The organism is Massilia antarctica (assembly GCF_015689335.1).
Classification (GTDB): Bacteria; Pseudomonadota; Gammaproteobacteria; order Burkholderiales; family Burkholderiaceae_D; genus Telluria_A; species Telluria_A antarctica.
In genome coordinates, this window is record NZ_CP065053.1 from 965,092 (window position 1) to 981,647 (window position 16,556).

The 16,556-nt window shown below is 59.8% G+C and carries 16 protein-coding genes and 4 pseudogenes; 4 read left to right on the forward strand and 16 right to left on the reverse strand.

Features of this window, described 5'->3' with window-relative positions; genetic code table 11:
- Window positions 1-67: 67 nt before the first annotated feature.
- On the reverse strand, window positions 68-1,633 hold the full coding sequence (locus IV454_RS04365; RefSeq protein WP_206092546.1) for a M48 family metalloprotease: 1,566 nt from the start codon (window positions 1,631-1,633) through the stop codon (window positions 68-70).
- A gap of 126 nt (window positions 1,634-1,759) precedes the next feature.
- On the opposite strand from IV454_RS04365, the gene moaC reads away from it, so the two are divergent.
- Window positions 1,760-2,260 (forward strand): cyclic pyranopterin monophosphate synthase MoaC, encoded by a 501-nt coding sequence (moaC, locus tag IV454_RS04370; protein WP_206090481.1) that lies wholly within the window; start codon window positions 1,760-1,762, stop codon window positions 2,258-2,260.
- Between the two features lie 50 nt (window positions 2,261-2,310).
- Here moaC and IV454_RS04375 read toward each other — a convergent pair whose 3' ends face one another.
- The 6 genes and pseudogenes from IV454_RS04375 to IV454_RS04395 form a co-directional block, all read right to left on the reverse strand.
- Window positions 2,311-2,763 (reverse strand): pilin, encoded by a 453-nt coding sequence (locus IV454_RS04375; RefSeq protein WP_206090482.1) that lies wholly within the window; start codon window positions 2,761-2,763, stop codon window positions 2,311-2,313.
- Window positions 2,764-2,939: 176 nt separating this feature from the next.
- A protein-coding gene (locus IV454_RS04380; RefSeq protein ID WP_206088614.1) for an IS3 family transposase occupies window positions 2,940-4,144 on the reverse strand; the annotation gives its coding sequence in 2 pieces (ribosomal slippage) (window positions 2,940-3,859 and window positions 3,859-4,144; 1,206 coding nt in all).
- Window positions 4,145-4,491: 347 nt separating this feature from the next.
- Window positions 4,492-4,812 (reverse strand): pilin, encoded by a 321-nt coding sequence (locus IV454_RS04385; RefSeq protein ID WP_229522296.1) that lies wholly within the window; start codon window positions 4,810-4,812, stop codon window positions 4,492-4,494.
- Window positions 4,794-4,935: pseudogene (locus IV454_RS33660) on the reverse strand (pilin); the annotation flags it as partial. The pseudogene IV454_RS33660 and the gene IV454_RS04385, both read right to left, overlap by 19 nt.
- Before the next feature lie 289 nt (window positions 4,936-5,224).
- Window positions 5,225-5,659, reverse strand: coding sequence for a pilin (locus IV454_RS04390; RefSeq protein WP_282961401.1), 435 nt, complete (start codon window positions 5,657-5,659; stop codon window positions 5,225-5,227).
- A 371-nt stretch (window positions 5,660-6,030) separates the two neighbouring features.
- Window positions 6,031-6,459 (reverse strand): annotated as a pseudogene (locus tag IV454_RS04395) (IS66 family transposase); the annotation flags it as partial.
- A gap of 96 nt (window positions 6,460-6,555) precedes the next feature.
- Here IV454_RS04395 and IV454_RS04400 point away from each other — a divergent pair.
- Genes IV454_RS04400 through tnpB form a run of 3 tightly spaced genes read left to right on the forward strand, consistent with a single transcriptional unit; the run spans window position 6,556 to window position 7,225 of the window.
- Window positions 6,556-6,750 (forward strand): transposase, encoded by a 195-nt coding sequence (locus IV454_RS04400; protein WP_229522062.1) that lies wholly within the window; start codon window positions 6,556-6,558, stop codon window positions 6,748-6,750.
- A complete protein-coding gene (locus IV454_RS04405) occupies window positions 6,747-6,917 on the forward strand; it encodes a hypothetical protein (protein ID WP_206090484.1) in 171 nt (56 codons plus the stop codon). The genes IV454_RS04400 and IV454_RS04405 overlap by 4 nt, the downstream gene beginning before the upstream one ends.
- A complete protein-coding gene (tnpB, locus tag IV454_RS04410; RefSeq protein ID WP_206090485.1) occupies window positions 6,914-7,225 on the forward strand; it encodes an IS66 family insertion sequence element accessory protein TnpB in 312 nt (103 codons plus the stop codon). The genes IV454_RS04405 and tnpB overlap by 4 nt, the downstream gene beginning before the upstream one ends.
- A gap of 305 nt (window positions 7,226-7,530) precedes the next feature.
- Here the strand turns inward: tnpB and IV454_RS04415 are convergent, their stop codons facing one another.
- From IV454_RS04415 to sucC, 9 genes and pseudogenes are all read right to left on the reverse strand, one after another.
- Entirely contained in the window at window positions 7,531-7,977 is a 447-nt protein-coding gene (locus IV454_RS04415; RefSeq protein ID WP_282961402.1) for a pilin, read from the reverse strand.
- 286 nt (window positions 7,978-8,263) lie between these two features.
- Window positions 8,264-8,698 carry a pilin gene (locus IV454_RS04420; RefSeq protein ID WP_282961401.1) on the reverse strand — a complete coding sequence of 145 codons (435 nt, stop codon included), beginning with the start codon at window positions 8,696-8,698 and terminating at the stop codon, window positions 8,264-8,266.
- A 368-nt stretch (window positions 8,699-9,066) separates the two neighbouring features.
- A pseudogene (gene tnpC / locus IV454_RS04425) lies at window positions 9,067-10,534 on the reverse strand (IS66 family transposase).
- A 96-nt stretch (window positions 10,535-10,630) separates the two neighbouring features.
- A pseudogene (tnpC, locus tag IV454_RS04430) lies at window positions 10,631-11,919 on the reverse strand (IS66 family transposase); the annotation flags it as partial.
- A gap of 198 nt (window positions 11,920-12,117) precedes the next feature.
- Window positions 12,118-12,552, reverse strand: coding sequence for a pilin (locus IV454_RS04435; RefSeq protein WP_282961403.1), 435 nt, complete (start codon window positions 12,550-12,552; stop codon window positions 12,118-12,120).
- Between the two features lie 536 nt (window positions 12,553-13,088).
- Window positions 13,089-13,532: a pilin gene (locus IV454_RS33295; RefSeq protein WP_206090486.1), complete on the reverse strand. Its 444-nt coding sequence runs from the start codon at window positions 13,530-13,532 to the stop codon at window positions 13,089-13,091.
- A 215-nt stretch (window positions 13,533-13,747) separates the two neighbouring features.
- Window positions 13,748-14,341 carry an FHA domain-containing protein gene (locus IV454_RS04445; protein WP_206090487.1) on the reverse strand — a complete coding sequence of 198 codons (594 nt, stop codon included), beginning with the start codon at window positions 14,339-14,341 and terminating at the stop codon, window positions 13,748-13,750.
- An 88-nt stretch (window positions 14,342-14,429) separates the two neighbouring features.
- Window positions 14,430-15,311, reverse strand: coding sequence for a succinate--CoA ligase subunit alpha (gene sucD / locus IV454_RS04450; protein ID WP_099874964.1), 882 nt, complete (start codon window positions 15,309-15,311; stop codon window positions 14,430-14,432).
- Between the two features lie 25 nt (window positions 15,312-15,336).
- The gene (gene sucC, locus IV454_RS04455; protein WP_054268264.1) at window positions 15,337-16,509 is read right to left on the reverse strand and encodes an ADP-forming succinate--CoA ligase subunit beta; all 1,173 of its coding nucleotides are present in this window, start codon (window positions 16,507-16,509) and stop codon (window positions 15,337-15,339) included.
- Window positions 16,510-16,556: the final 47 nt, after the last annotated feature.

Below are 16,556 nucleotides of genomic sequence, written 5' to 3' on the forward strand. Positions count from 1 at the left end.
CGCGAATTCGGAAGCCGCGCAGCGTTTCGCTTGAGACCCGCAGCGCTCGACATTGGCCGGTATCCCCTTACTTCTTCGCTTCCTTTAACTCTTCACGCCGGCGTGCCTGCAATTCGCGTTCGCGCGCATCGATCACAGCCATGTCGTAGAACGAGGCGTCGCTGGCCTTGCGCGCGATGGTGAGCTGGTCGAGCGCGGCCAGCATGCCGCCGCTGAGCGCATACGATTCGGCCAGGGCCAGGTGCTGCAAGGCGATCTTGCCTTGCGCCGCGTAGGTCTTGGCCAGCAATTCATGCAATTTCGGTTCTTCGCGGTACAGCTGCACCTGGTCGCGCAGGAAGCGGGCAGCCTCGTCGAGCTTGCCGTTGACGATCATCGCATCGGCATACTGGCGGGCAATGCCGCGCGAGAGCGGATAACGCAGGTGCGCCAGATCGGCATCCTTGAGCGCCTGCTGCTTGACCAGTTCCGGCTGGCCGGGAGCGAGCTTGATTTCCAGCGCCATGCTGGCGAACATGGCGGCGCCGTCGGAACTGGCTTGTCCCGTTGAAAACACGGCGCCTTCGGCCGGACGCATGGTGCCGCGTGCCTTGTCGAGCCAGCCCTGGGCCTTGGCCAGTTCGCCTTTTTTGAGCGCCAGGAAGGCCAGGCCATACTGCGCGCCGGCCTGCTGCTGGCGGCTTTGCTGGGTCAGCTGCGCGTCGAAAAACGCGGCCGCTTCCACTCTTCCCTGCGTGCTTTCATCCTGCAGCACGCGGGCGCGCGCACGCACCAGGTGAAACTCGAGGCTGTCGACGCGCTGGCGGTACGGCGTTTCGCGGATGCGCGCCTGGATGTCGGCAATGCGCTCGGACGTGAGCGGGTGGCTGCGCAGGTAGGCCGGCATCAGGTCGCTGTAGACCCGGCTGGCCGCCTGCATGCGCCCGAAAAAGGCCACCATGCCGGAGGTGTCGTAACCGCCCGCGGCCATGATCTGGAAACCGATGCGGTCGGCCTCGCGCTCGGCGTCGCGGCTGAAATTGAGCTGGCGCTGGATCTGCAAGCCCTGCCCGCCCATGAAGACGCCGATCGCGGCATCCGCGCCGCCCTTGGAGGCGAGCGCGGCCAAGATCATCGCCGCCAGCGGAATGAGGGCATCCTGCTTTTGCTGGCCCAGCATGCGCGCAATGTGACGCTGTGCAACGTGGCCGATTTCGTGCGACATGACCGAGGCCAGTTCGGACTCGGACTGGGCCGCCAGCAGCAGCGCCGAGTGCACGGCAATGAAGCCGCCAGGCAACGCGAACGCGTTCAGCATGGGATCGCGCACGGCGAAAAAATAGAAATCGGCGTTGGTCTCGCCGCGCGCCCCGGGATACGAAGCGACCAGGCCGCTGCCGAATTCGTTGAGGTATTCGAGAATCGGATCGTCGTCGAGGAAATCGTGGTCGCGTTTAATATCGCGCATGATTTCTTCGCCCAGCCGCCGTTCGAGCACGGGAGACAGATCTTCGCGCGCGGTGTCGCCCAGGGTCGGCAGGCTGGTTGTGTTCAGATTGGCCTGGGCGCCGGCCGGATGCGCCAGCCCCCCCAGCGCCGACATCAGGGCGATCGATAGCAGCAAGCGCGCCTTGAGACGGCGCGGCAGGCTCATGGTGGCTGGAGCGGTTGTCGATTTCACGGTGCTATGATAACCGCAACCGCGGCCACCTCGCAGCAGCACGCGCAGCCTGACGCATTTTGTAATCCTAATTACCCTCTTTCGCCCTCTTACGCCCCGATGACAACCTCCCAGAACGACCAGCTTACCCACTTCGACGCTACCGGCCAGGCCCATATGGTCGACGTCGCCAACAAAAGCGATACCCACCGCATCGCGGTGGCCGCGGGCACCATCCGCATGAAACCGGAAACAATGGCGCTGGTGGTGTCGGGCAGCGCGAAAAAGGGCGACGTGCTCGGCATCGCGCGCATCGCCGCCATCATGGGCGCCAAGAAAACCAGCGAGCTGGTGCCGCTGTGCCATCCGCTGGCCATTACCCGGGTCGCGGTCGATTTCGAGGTCGACCAGGCCGCCAGCAAGGTGCATTGCCGCGCCCAGGTGGAAACGGTCGGCAAGACGGGGGTCGAAATGGAAGCGCTCACTGCGGTCCAGATCGGCCTGCTGACGATTTACGACATGTGCAAGGCGGTCGACCGCGGCATGGTCATGACCAACGTGCGGGTGCTGGAAAAACAGGGCGGCAAGTCGGGCGACTGGCATGCCGCGATTGACGACTGACGGCGGCGCGGGGAGGTCCGACGCTGTCGGGCCGCGCGCCGTAACAATCGCTAGGCCTTGACCGGACAGGTAGCGCTCGTGTGTTCGGCCTTGATGCCGTCCACCTTGCACGTCCAGCGGCCGACGTCGCTACGCGACCAGATGACTTTTTTGCCCGCCACCGGGGCTGGACCGCCCTTGATGCTGCAGATGATATCGGCCTTGCCATTGTCGGCGGCAGTCACGCTGAGCGTGCAGTTGGGTGTTTCCGGATCGCCGAAACGGGTAGCCGCCATGGTTGTTTTGAGGTCCATGGTGGGGGTGGCGATGATTTCGGTATCGATGCCGACTTTGCCGCCTGCCGCTTCCGCGATGGCCGCGCCCACCTTCGCCTTGGCCACATAGTCCTGGTACATCGGCAGGGCAATGGCCGCGAGGATGGCGAGAATGGCGACGACGATCATCAGCTCGATCAGGGTGAAGCCGCGTTGCGGCAGATGGTGGACCAACTTGATTGATTTCATGTTGCTGCTCCAATGAGGTTGCATGCATTAAAGTGGACCCATCGGTCAAGACAATTATTCAGCAAGTTTAAGCTGTGTCCGTTTCCACCGCTGCAGCTGGTCGGCGCTGCCCCGTGATTCTCTAATCATGCCGCTGGAGGGCATCATCCTCCAGTGGCCGCCCCCGGCAGGGCTTTCTACCCGCACACCGTTCCCTCAACGACCGCCTCGGCGTCGCCATACTTGTCGACGATCAGCGCTCCGCCGCCGGTCCCGCTGCGATAGACGCTGGCGGGCGTCTCGTAGCCAAGGGACTGGTGAGGACGCTCCGCGTTGTAGAACGCGAAGTACTGGGCCAATCCCACCATCAGCTCGGCCATGTTGGCGTAGCCCTTCAGGTACACGTCCTCGTACTTCACGTTGCGCCACAGGCGCTCGACGAAGATGTTGTCCAGGGCCCGCCCTCTCCCGTCCATGCTGATGTCCACCCGTTCGCGCTTGAGCACGTCCGTGAACGCCTTGCTCGTGAACTGCGAACCCTGATCGCTGTTGAACACCTCGGGCTTGCCATGCTCGCGTAGGGCGTCCTCCAGGCAGTCCACACAGAACGACGCATCCATGCTGTTGCTGAGCCGCCAGGACAGGACCTTGCGGCTGTACCAATCGATTACCGCCACCAGGTAGGCGAATCCCCGCGCCAACCGGATGTAGGTGATATCTGTCGACCACACGTGGTTGGGCCGCGTCACCGGCACGCCCCGCAACAGATACGGATACACCTTGTGCTCTGGATGAGCCTTGCTCGTGTTCGGCCCCGGCGCCATCCCGGCCAGCCCCATGCGGCGCATCAGTCGCTGCACGCGCTTGCGGTTGACGACGTGGCCCGCCGCGCGCAGGAACACCACCATGCGCCGGCTGCCGTAGAACGGCCGGTTCGTGTATTGCTCGTCGATCAGCCGGCACAACAGCAAGTCCTCGGCACCAGCATCTTCCGGCACCTTGGCAGTCAGTCGCCGGTACACCGTCGCGCGCGGCACTTCGGCCAGCTCGCACTGTCGGCTCAGAGGCAGTTCCTCGGCGCCGTCGATCCAGTTCATCCTGGCTTCCTGGCTCACACCCCCAACTTTTTTTTGAGCCAATCGACTTCCATCTTCAGCCGCCCGATCTCGCCATACAGCCGCTCTTCGTCGCCCTTGTCCTCGGCCGGCTTGGGCCCGCGCTTACCCTCGAACAGCGCCCCTGCGGACTCAAGAATTTCCTTCTTCCACTGCCCGACCAGTTGCGGATGCACGGCGTATGACTGCGCGATCTCGCTGATTGTCTTGACCCCGCGAACCGCCTCCAGGCCGACCTTCGCCTTAAACTCGGCCGTGTGTACCTTGCGCTTTTTTGCTTCACCCATTTGCTGTCATCCTTTCAAGGACGATAGCTTAAACTACCCCGTGGCCACTGTCTCAAAATGTGGATCCACTATACATTGAGATACGGCGCGGCCGGCGCCATGGGCGACCGGGAGCACCGGCAGTGAAACAAAGGATTGCGTTTGAGCGAGAACTTGCTCAGGGAAAGCGACCGGCCGAAAACAGATCTCGACAGGCGTATTGGTTCGACCCGCGCCAGGCGCAGGGAGTTCAGCTTTGGATGAGAGACCTTGATGTAGCTTGTGCTGGGGCGCCGAACGAGGAACTTATGTGGCGCGGCCCGGCATGAGGGATGACTTACATGGTTTGAGGGCGCCAGCTCGTCACATTACGGAGGGCAAGAAGCGCTCGTGTGCTTGGGGTCGACACCGGCGGCAGTACAGGTCCAGGCGCCAGTGCCGGTACGCGACCAGCTGATTTTTTTGCCAGTGACACTGGCAGGGCCACCCTTGATCAGGCAGCTTACGCTGGTTGCCCCGGCGACGGCGGCCGTGGTGCTGAGCGTGCAGTTGATCGACTCAGCCTGAAGTTTGGTGGCGAGCATGGTTGCCCCGGCGTCCAGGTCGGGCGTGTTGAGGACTTCGGTATCGATACCGGTACGCGCTCCCGCTGATTCCTCGATCGCCGCGGACACTTTGGACTTGGCCACGTAGTCCTGGTAGAGGGGCATGGCAACCGCCGCCAAGACGCCGATGATGGCAACGACAATCAGTAGCTCAATCAGCGTAAAACCTGCGAGTTGACGAGCTGCGATAGGACGATCGAATGGCATCATGGTGCAATTGGTTGCAGTTGAGAGACGGGAACTATCGTTGACAGGATAGCAACGTTACTAATTTTGGGAACGAATGAATGAACGGGAAGTATCGAGGCACCACGGAGCGTGTCGCACCTAGCTTGAAGCACGATAGCTCGTTGTGATTCTGGAAGACGGTGCGACTGGGCTGCTGCGATCGGCGTCACTGCCGAAAAGCCGAAGCGGTTGACGAAGCGTTATTGAAACTCAACATGCCCCCTAAGACCGCTCGGGGGCATGTCATACTAATCAGTACTAGACTAGATTATTTGCATTCTTTTGGTACGAACTTGTCTTTAGGAGCGACCAAGGTCGAGGTGCACGCCCAAACGCCAGCAGCAGTACGCGACCACTTAATGACTGCGCCCGTGACGTCTGCATTGCCTTGGAGCGTGCACTCGATGGAACCAGCGCCCGTCGTAGCAACGATTGCATCGATTTTGGAGCAGCGCTTAGTCGACAATTGGAGGCCGACGTCGGTAGCAAGAGCAACAGCGGTGCCTTCAGCCATTTTGGTTTCTACTTGTACTTTACCTGGGGTGATTTCAGCCAGGCCAGCAGCAACTTGCGATTTAGCAACATAGTCCTGATATGCAGGCAATGCCACAGCAGCCAAGATACCGATAATTGCAACGACGATCATCAGTTCGATCAAGGTAAAACCGGCTTGTGCTTTTTTCATCATTTTCATCGATTTCATTTTTACTACTCCTAGTGGGGGATTTTTCGGAACTACTGAACCGTACTTAGGTATTAGCAAATGCCGTGCCAGCGGAATTGAGCTCGATTTTGGCGTTAAACAGGCAAGTTGGGGAGAAGGTTCACGGTTTGGCTGTCAGGGTTGACGAATATTGCCACCTCCGCGTGTCGCGTTTTGTCATTGACAACTTTTGTATCGCCTCGAACGCGATGCACTGGGCTGCTCCGCCTCGTTTCGCCTGTGAACAGTGGCGGGGCAAGCGATATGGAGCCGATGGTGGTGGCTGAACGTGAGCGTCGGCTCAGCGCCGTCGTGAGCCGGGCGTCGAGGTGCCTTATGATAGCGTTATACCGCTGGGTAGCGGCGTATTGTCAGGCAGGTGCCAGCTGCCCGGCGCAATGCCAGGGCAGGAACTCGTCAAGGCGGTTGACGGGATGGTCGGCGATGTGGGGCTAGCACATGGCGCAATCAGGCTCCGGGGTCGACACCGTTCAGCTTGGCCATCCCGATCAGCGAGTAGATGGCGGCAGCCCGTTCGCCGCCCGTGTCGGCGCCAGCAAACAGGTAGTTGCGGCGACCGATGGCAACGCCACGCAGAGCGCGTTCTGCTGCGGAGTTGTCAATCTCGATCCGGCCATCGCCGCAGTAGCGTCCCAGCGCGGGCCACAGATTGAGGGCGCACAGGATCGCCGCCGACGTATCGGACTTGCGCGAGAGCTTCTCACGCGTGCCATGCAGCTAATGCTGCGGTTCTCGATCAGCGGTTTGGCCTCAGCTTGTCGTGCCTGCTGTCGCTGATTCGTAAGCGTCGTCCCAGCACCGTCTATACATAGCGAATACTCGCTGGCAAAATAATTCCCGTTACTTTCTTGATGGGAACTATTGTAGACACTGCAATGGAGTCGGGTAATCGTAAGGGACGTCCGAATTATCCCGCTGAGTTCAAACGACAGCTCGCGGTAGCGGCCTGTGAACCTGGCATATCGGTATCGAAGCTGGCTCAGGAGCACGGCGTCAATGCGAACATGTTGTTCAAATGGCGTCGCGACCTGCGCGCCGGCCTTTCGCAGCATCTGCACCCGATTCGATGAAGCTATTGCCAGTTGTGGTGCAACGCACGCCCGTACAGGCAGTACGTCCAGGCGCTATCTCGTCGGCGCGCGTGATCGAGGTCGTCATCGCTGATGCCATCGTGCGCGTCGGCACCGGCACCGATGCCGCATTGCTTCGCATGATTGTGCAAAGCCTGCGCGCATGATCGGCCTTCCCGCTTGTACCCGGATCTGGTTGGCCGCAGGCATCACCGACATGCGCTCTGGCATGAATGGGTTGGCTGCACGGGTGGAGACGGCGCTGACCGAAGACCCATACAGCGGCCATGTGTTCGTGTTTCGAGGGCGTCGCGGCGACATAATCAAAGTGCTGTGGTGGACCGGCGATGGCTTGTGCCTGCTGGCCAAACGCATTAAGCGGGGCCGGTTCGTGTGGCCCCAGGCGACGACGGCAGCGTGGCAGCTCGATGAGGGTAAAGCCGCGTTGCGGCAGATGGTGGACCAACTTGGTTGATTTCATGTTGCTGCTCCAATGAGGTTGCATGCATTGAGATACGGCGCGGCCGGCGCCATGGGCGACCGGGAGCACCGGCAGTGAAACAAAGGATTGCGTTTGAGCGAGAACTTGCTCAGGGAAAGCGACCGGCCGAAAACAGATCTCGACAGGCGTATTGGTTCGACCCGCGCCAGGCGCAGGGAGTTCAGCTTTGGATGAGAGACCTTGATGTAGCTTGTGCTGGGGCGCCGAACGAGGAACTTATGTGGCGCGGCCCGGCATGAGGGATGACTTACATGGTTTGAGGGCGCCAGCTCGTCACATTACGGAGGGCAAGAAGCGCTCGTGTGCTTGGGGTCGACACCGGCGGCAGTACAGGTCCAGGCGCCAGTGGTGGCACGCGACCAGCTGATTTTTTTGCCGCTGACACTGGCAGGGCCGCCCTTGATCAGGCAGCTTACGCTGGTTGCCCCGGCGACGGCGGCCGTGGTGCTGAGCGTGCAGTTGATCGACTCAGCCTGAAGTTTGGTGGCGAGCATGGTTGCCCCGGCGTCCAGGTCGGGCGTGTTGAGGACTTCGGTATCGATACCGGTACGCGCTCCCGCTGATTCCTCGATCGCCGCGGACACTTTGGACTTGGCCACGTAGTCCTGGTAGAGGGGCATGGCAACCGCCGCCAAGATGCCGATGATGGCAACGACAATCATTAGCTCAATCAGCGTAAAACCTGCGAGTTGACGAGCTGCGATAGGACGATCGAATGGCATCATGGTGCAATTGGTTGCAGTTGAGAGACGGGAACTATCGCTGACAGGATAGCAACGTTACTAATTTTGGGAACGAATGAATGAACGGGAAGTATCGAGGCACCACGCAGCGTGTCGCACCTAGCTTGAAGCACGATAGCTCGTTGTGATTCTGGAAGACGGTGCGACTGGGCTGCTGCGATCGGCGTCACTGCCGAAAAGCCGAAGCGGTTGACGAAGCGTTATTGAAACTCAACATGCCCCCTAAGACCGCTTGGGGGCATGTCATACTAATCAGTACTAGACTAGATTATTTGCATTCTTTTGGTACGAACTTGTCTTTAGGAGCGACCAAGGTCGAGGTGCACGCCCAAACGCCGGCAGCAGTACGCGACCACTTAATGACTGCGCCCGTGACGTCTGCATTGCCTTGGAGCGTGCACTCGATGGAACCAGCGCCCGTCGTAGCAACGATTGCATCGATTTTGGAGCAGCGCTTGGTCGACAATTGGAGGCCGACGTCGGTAGCAAGAGCAACAGCGGTGCCTTCAGCCATTTTGGTTTCTACTTGTACTTTACCTGGGGTGATTTCAGCCAAGCCAGCAGCAACTTGCGATTTAGCAACATAGTCCTGATATGCAGGCAATGCCACAGCAGCCAAGATACCGATAATTGCAACGACGATCATCAGTTCGATCAAGGTAAAACCGGCTTGTGCTTTTTTCATCATTTTCATCGATTTCATTTTTACTACTCCTAGTGGGGGATTTTTCGGAACTACTGAACGGTACTTAGGTATTAGCAAATGCCGTGCCAGCGGAATTGAGCTCAATTTTGGCGTTAAACAGGCAAGTTGGGGGGAGGTTCGCGGTTCGGCTGGCAGGGTTGACGAATATTGTCATCTCCGCGTGCCGCGTTTTGTCATTGACAACTTTTTGTATTGCCGCAAACGTAATGCGTAGGGCCGCTCCGCCGCGTTTCGCCTGTCAAAAGTGGCGCGGCAAGCGATACGGATCCGATGGCGTGCGGCTGAACGTGAGATTCGGCTCAGCGCCGTCTTGAGTCGGGCGTCGAGTTATTTGATGATAGCGTTCGCTGGGAAGCGGCGTGTGGTCAGGCAGATGCCCGCTGTCTGGCGCAATGCCGGGGCAGGGACTCGTCGACACGGTTGACGGGGTGGTCGGCGATGTGGGCTAGCACATGGCGCAACCAGGCTTCCAGGTCAATCCCGTTTAGTTTGGCCGTCCCGATCATTGAGTACATAGCGGCCGCTCGCTCGCCGCCGCTGCCGGCTCCGGCGAACAGGTAGTTGCGCCGACCGACGGCGACACCGCGCAAGGCGCGTTCGGCAGCCGAGTTGTCGATCTCGATCACGCCGTCATCGCAGTAGCGCACCAGAGCCGGCCAGAGATTGAGTGCGTATTGAATAGCCGCCGAGGTATCGGACTTGCGCGAGAGTTTTTCCAGCGAGGCGCGCAGCCAGCGCTCGAGCGCGTCGATAAGCGGCCTGGACTTGGCCGGCCGGGCCAGTTGCCGTTCATGCGGCGGCTTGCCGCGGATATTGGCTTCGATCGAGTACGGTTCGCCAATCCGGCGCAAGGCCTCGTCCGTCAATGGTGATGGTCGTGCCACATGCAAGTCGTAGAATTTGCGACGTGCGTGAGCCCAGCAGGCGGCCTCCTGAATCGTGCCGTCCGCATAGAGTGTATTAAAGCCGGCATAGGCGTCTGCCTGCAGCACCCCGCTGAAGTCGGCCAGGTGCGTTTGCGGATGGATGCCTTTGCGGTCCGGCGTGTAGGTAAGCCAGACAGCGGCCGGCGTCGTGTCCCCGTTGGCCCGGTCATCGCGCACGTAGGTCCACAGATGCGCGGTTTTGATTTTTCTATTACCCGGCGCCAGGATAGGAATCGGCGTGTCGTCGGCATGCAGCTTGGCCGCTGCAAGGACAAGGCGGCGGATCGCCTCGACCAATGGACGCAAGCCGCACCAACCAAGCTCGCCAGCAATGCGCGATCAAGCTCGACGCCGTCACGCGCGTAGATGACCGACTGCCGGTAGAGCGGCAAGTGGTCGGCGAATTTCGCCACCAGGATATGGGCCAGCAGACCGGGGGCAGCGATACCGCGCTCGATCGGCCGGCTCGGCGGACACCGGCCGACACATATTCCAGCTGTTCAGCCGCGTCTCCGCCCAAGTGGCGCAGGCCGCCACCGCAGGCAGGACGCGCAGCCGCATCCGGCAGGTAGACTTTCTCATCGCGCGGCAGATGGTCCGGCAGGGGTTTGCGTACCGTCCACTTGCGCGCGGCGCGGCCCGGCGCCGGCATTTCCCTGGCAGCCTCGCCGTCATCGGCTGACAGATCTGCCAGTTGCAGCTCGAGCTATTCGATCTGGTGGTCGAGTTTCTCGGACTTGCGGCGGAACTGCATGCGCCGCAGCTTGGCGGTGGTGAGCTTGAGATGTACGATCTCGGCAGCGCGCGTGGTGAGTTGCGCTTCCAGCCCCACGATCCAGTCCCCGCGCGCGCGCAGCAATGCCTTCAAGGCTTCGATGTAGTTGGGCGGGTCGGCGGGAGTAAGCATGTGGCAGGTTTACGGTAAACGTCGGCCCGTCGCCGTCTTGAGCCAGTTGTTGAATTAGCTGATGATTGCGCCAGACCGCTGGGAAGCGGCGTGTTGTTAGGCAAGTGCCAGCTGCCCGGTTGAATTCCAGGGCAGGAACTCGTCAACACGGTTGATGGGATGATCTGCGATGTGGGCTAGCACATGGCGCAACCAGGCTTCCGCGTCGACACGGTTCAGCTTGGCCGTCCCGACCAGAGAGTAAATGGCGGCAGCGCGTTCGCCGCCCGTGCCGGCGCCGGCAAACAGATAGTTACGGCGACCGATGGCGACGCCATGCAGAGCGCGTTCTGCGGCAGAGTTGTTGATCTCAATCCGGCCGTCATCGCAGTAGCGTGCCAGCGCTGGCCACAGACTGAGCGCGTACATGATCGCCGCCGGCGTATCGGACTTACGTAAGAGCTTCTCAAGCATGCCACGCAGCCAGCGCTCCAGGTCCTCGATCAGCGGCCTGACCTCGGCTTGTCGTGTTTGCTGTCGCTCATTCGGTGGCTTGCCCCGGATCTTCGCTTCGATTGCGTACAGTTCACCGATGCGGTGCAGGGCTTCGGTCGTCAGTGCGGACAGTCTAGCTTCATGCAAGTCGTAGAATTTGCGGCGCGCGTGGGCCCAGCAGGCGGCCTCCTGGATCGCGCCGTCCTCGTAAAGCGAGTTGAAGCCTGCATAAGCATCGGCTTGGAGTACGCCCTTGTAATTGGCAAGGTGGGTCTGCGGATGGATGTCCTTGCGGTCAGATGTATAGGCAAACCACACAGCCGGTAGCGCGGTGTCGCCGCCCGGTCTGTCATCGCGCACGTAGGTTCACAGACGCGCCGTCTTCGTCTTCCCATTGCCGGGTGCCAGCACCGGAATCGGCGTGTCGTCCGCGTGCAGCTTGGCACTGGCCAGCACATGACGCCGGATCGCGTCGACCAAGAGGCGCAGTAGCGTGCTGGCAGCACCGACCCAGCTGGCAAGCAGGGCGCGATCCAGATCGACACCGTCACGTGCGTAAATGACGGCCTGCCGGCACAGAGCGGCAGATGATCGGCGAACTTCGCCACCAGCACGTGCGCCAGCAAACCTGGTCCGGCGATGCCCCGCTCGATGGGCCGGCTCGGCGCCGGCGCTTGTACGATGGCGTCGCATCAGCTACATGCCAGCTTCGGACGCACATGGCGGATCACGCGGAAGCTGGCGGGCACATATTCCAGTTGTTCAGCCACGTCTTCGCTCAGGTGCCGCAACTCGCCACCACAGCTCGGACATGCATCAGCGCCGGGCGGATAGACCTTTTCGGCGCGCGGCAGGTGATCGGGCAGCGGCCTGCGCACCGACTTCTCGCGCGGTGCCCGATCAGCCTCGGGCACTTCCCCGCTCCGCTTCGGCCTCGTCTGCCTCAAGGTCTGACAGGCCGCGCGGCCACGCGGGCACTGGTGAATAAATCAGTGCTTCCCTTAGAGGTGCCGTTTGGCGCGCCAAGGTGATCAACATAACGCTAGAAGTAAAATGCCCCCTAGCAACAATGCTTGGGGGCATGTCATGCCAATCAGCATCAAACTAGATCATTTGCATTCTTTTGGTACGAATTTGTCTTTCGGAGCGACCAGGCTCGAGCTACATGTCCAGACGCCGGTAGCAAGACGCTCCCACTTAATGGTTGCGCCCGTGACGTCTGCATTGCCTTGGATCGTGCACTCGATGCTACCTGCGCCGGTCGTAGCAACGATTGCGTCGATCTTGGTGCAACGCTTGGTCGACAATTGGAGGCCGACGTCGGTAGCAAGAGCAACAGCGGTGCCTTCAGCCATTTTGGTTTCTACTTGCACTTTACCCGGAGTAATTTCAGCCAGGGCAGCAGCAACTTGCGATTTCGCAACATAATCTTGGTATGCCGGCAGTGCCACCGCAGCCAAGATACCGATAATTGCAACGACGATCATCAGTTCGATCAGGGTAAAACCAGCTTGCGCTTTTTTCATCATTGGCATCGATTTCATTTTAACTACTCCTAGTAGTGAATGTACCTGGCACTCGGGAACCCGCATATCAGTAAACGCAAATGCCGTGCCAGCAGACTTGGCCGTTTTTTAACGATCCCATGCAAGCACAGAAAAGAGCATATGACGCTATGAGATGCAGTACTAGCGAAATTTGTCGCCAACGCGGTCGTTTTTCTTGAAAGTGCAGAAATATGAATAATTTGTAGCAGTGGCAGGCAAAATTATCGCCAAACGAGGGAAATGTAGGGTTAACAATTTTCGCTTCGCCCGCCATGATAATTGATCGCCATAGTCTGATTTACCGGGAACACCGCGAGGACAAGGCGCTTGCGAGAGGTGACGTAAGTGATTGCGTGATTTCGTTATGTGGGCACGGGGTCAATTCGGCTCTGCAGGGAGGTGCGCAGCAATACGGGCATAGTACGTTCAGTGTGCCGCCGCGCGCAGCGGCAGAGCTGGCAGAAATTTGGCGGCAAGCGTAATGGCAAAAAAAAAGCCCTTGCATTCAAGGGCTTGTCCAAGCACACACTACTTCAACTGCAGTCCTTTGGCTTCACATTAGTGGGGACGGTAGAGGTGCACGACCAGCTGGCCGGTACGCCAGCCGTGTCGGCAGTGCGTACCCACGCGATCACCAAGCCATTCACGCTTGAATTTCCCTTCAAGGTACATTCCAGCTTTGCCACACCCGAAAGAACTACCGACACCGTCACATCACAGCGTTTCGTGCTATCCCTCAGACCAAGATCGTCGGGAAGAGTAATAGCGGCATCCATCCCTTCGGCGATTTTCCCTTCGACGACGACCTTGCCTGCAGCCATTTCCGCCAAACCGGCAGTCACTTGCGAACGTGACACGTAAATCTGGTAAGCCGGCAAGGCCACGCTGGCCAGAATGCCGATAATGGCGACGACAATCATGAGTTCAATGAGCGTAAAACCACGCTGTTTACCCTTGGGTGTCAGAATCTTGTTCATTGTATTCCTTCGGGCAGTCAAAATTGCCATTGATTAATTATTCCAGAGCTATTGCAATTGCCGTGCCAGTTCATCCTAACGTATTGTCGGCCGTTATCAGCACAACTTGATGGGGAGGTGCGCCACTTTTTGCTGTTGCTTGGCCGAAATTCGTCACAAGTTGGACAAATTTTGCCACTTGGAAATTTTAGCGAGGCGGGCAATGATCGTCGCATCTACTCCGGAGTCAGGCAAAACACCATATCGGCACCGCCCATTTCAATGGCGTCGCCATGCGCAAGCCGGCGTGGCGTCTTCCCGGGCGCAACCCCGTTCACCAGGGGAGCCAGGTCGCCATCGACATGCGCAAGGTAATAGGCCCCATGCTGACGCGTAATGGCCACCACTTGCACACCGGGTTTGCCCAAGGTCGACAGCGGCTTGGTCAGGAGCAGGCGCTTGCCGGCATTGGGACCCGTCTTGACGTCGATCGCGCCCACCATCGGGACGGGATCGGGTTCCGCTTCCGCTGCGGCACGCCGCGGGCCGCCGATGTATTCGAGCTGGAAGCGCGCCACCACGATGGTGTCGTGATCCTCCAGCATGTGCTTGGCCACCCGCTTGCCGTTCACATAGGTGCCATTGGTGCTGCCCAGGTCTTCGAGGAACACATCGTCCATGATGAAGGTAAACGCCGCGTGGGCGCCGCTCATGGCCGGGTGCGGCAAGACGATATCGCTATCGGGCCTGCGCCCGAGCGTCATCCGGTCCTTGTCGAGTTCGACCTCTCGTATCACCGCGTGGTCGCGCGATATGATAATTTTCGCCACTCTTGCCCTCCGTGGGGGTGACCCGCCAACGAGAACGGGGAGCCTGCGCTCCCCGTCATTATTCACTACCTTTGGCCTTGCTTACAAATTACAGCATGGCTTTCAGCAAACGCGCCATTTCCGACGGGTTTTTGGTCGCTTTAATACCGCAAGCTTCCATGATGTCCAGCTTGGCTTGTGCCGTATCGGCGCCACCGGAAATCAAGGCGCCCGCATGGCCCATGCGCTTGCCCGGAGGCGCGGTCACGCCGGCGATGAAGCAGACCACCGGCTTTTTCATGTTGTCCTTGATCCAGTAAGCCGCGTTGGCTTCATCCGGACCGCCGATTTCGCCGATCATGATGACCGCATCGGTATCCGGATCGTCGTTGAACATCTTCATGACGTCGATGTGCTTCAAGCCGTTGATCGGGTCGCCGCCAATGCCGACTGCCGACGACTGGCCCAGGCCCAGCGCGGTCAATTGACCAACCGCTTCGTACGTCAGGGTGCCCGAACGCGAGACCACGCCGATGCGGCCCTTGCGGTGGATGTGACCCGGCATGATGCCGATCTTGATTTCGTCAGGGGTGATCAAGCCCGGGCAGTTCGGGCCCAGCAGCAGGGTCTTGGAGCCGGCCTTGGCCATGCGGTCCTTGAGCGCCATCATGTCGCGCACAGGAATGCCTTCGGTGATGCAGATTGCCAGGTCGAGTTCGGCTTCGACGGCTTCCCAGATCGCGGCGGCGGCGCCTGCCGGCGGCACGTAGATGACCGACACGTTGGCGCCGGTTTCTTTTTTCGCTTCCGCCACGTTAGCGAAAATAGGAATGCCTTCGAAATCTTCGCCGGCTTTCTTCGGGTTCACGCCGGCAACGAAGCATTCCTTGCCATTCGCGTAATCGCGGCACATGCGGGTGTGGAATTGACCGGTCTTGCCGGTAATCCCCTGGGTGACTACTTTTGTATCTTTATTGATCAGGATCGACATGTTGTTTCCTTCGAATTAGGCCGGATTAGGCTTTATGAGCAGCAGCAGCGGCAACCACGGCCTTGGCTGCGTCTTCCATCGTATCGGCGGCGATGATCGGCAGGCCGGACTCGGCCAGCATCTTCTTGCCGATGTCTTCGTTGGTGCCCTTCATGCGCACAACCAGCGGCACGGTCAGGGAAACGGCCTTCGATGCGGTGATCACGCCTTCGGCGATCACGTCGCAGCGCATGATGCCGCCGAAAATGTTGACCAGGATGGCTTTCAGGCCTGGATTCTTCAACATGATCTTGAACGCTTCGGTCACTTTTTCCGCCGTGGCGCCACCGCCCACGTCGAGGAAGTTGGCAGGCTCGCCACCGAACAGCTTGATGGTGTCCATGGTGGCCATGGCCAGGCCGGCGCCGTTCACCAGGCAGCCGATGTTGCCGTCGAGCGAGATGTAAGCTAGGTCGAATTTCGACGCTTCCACTTCGGCCGCATCTTCTTCGTCCAGGTCGCGGTAAGCGACGATGTTCGGCTGGCGATACAGGGCGTTCGAGTCGAAGTTGAATTTGGCGTCGAGGGCGATGACCTTGCCGGAGCCGGTCAGGATCAGCGGGTTGATTTCGGCCAATGATGCATCGGTTTCCCAGTAGGCTTTGTACAGGCCCTGCAGCTGAACCCGCGCGTCGGCGATCGATTCAGGCGGCACGCCGATCTTGGCCGAAATGTCGTCCGCTTCGGCGTCGGTCAGGCCGACCGATGGGTCGATCGCGATCTGGTGGATTTTTTCCGGGTTCGAGTGGGCAACTTCTTCGATGTCCATGCCGCCTTCAGAGGAAGCCATGAGCACCACGCGCTGGCTGACGCGGTCGGTGACCATCGACACGTACAGTTCTTTCTTGATGTCCGCGCCTTCTTCGATCAGCAGGCGGCGTACTTTCTGGCCTTCCGGGCTGGTCTGGTGCGTGATCAGCTGCATGCCCAGGATCTGTTCCGCGTATTCCTTGACCTGTTCCAGCGACTTGGCGACCTTCACGCCGCCGCCCTTGCCGCGACCGCCAGCATGGATCTGTGCCTTGACTACCCAGACCGGACCGCCGAGCGTCTCGGCTGCTTTGACAGCCTCTTCCACGGACAAGCACGGAATGCCGCGCGGTACCGTCACTCCATACTGCCGGAGGATTTCTTTGCCTTGATACTCATGGATTTTCATGCTGGCTTCCCTTCTTCTGATACTGATTTGTAGAAAATACGGTTGAA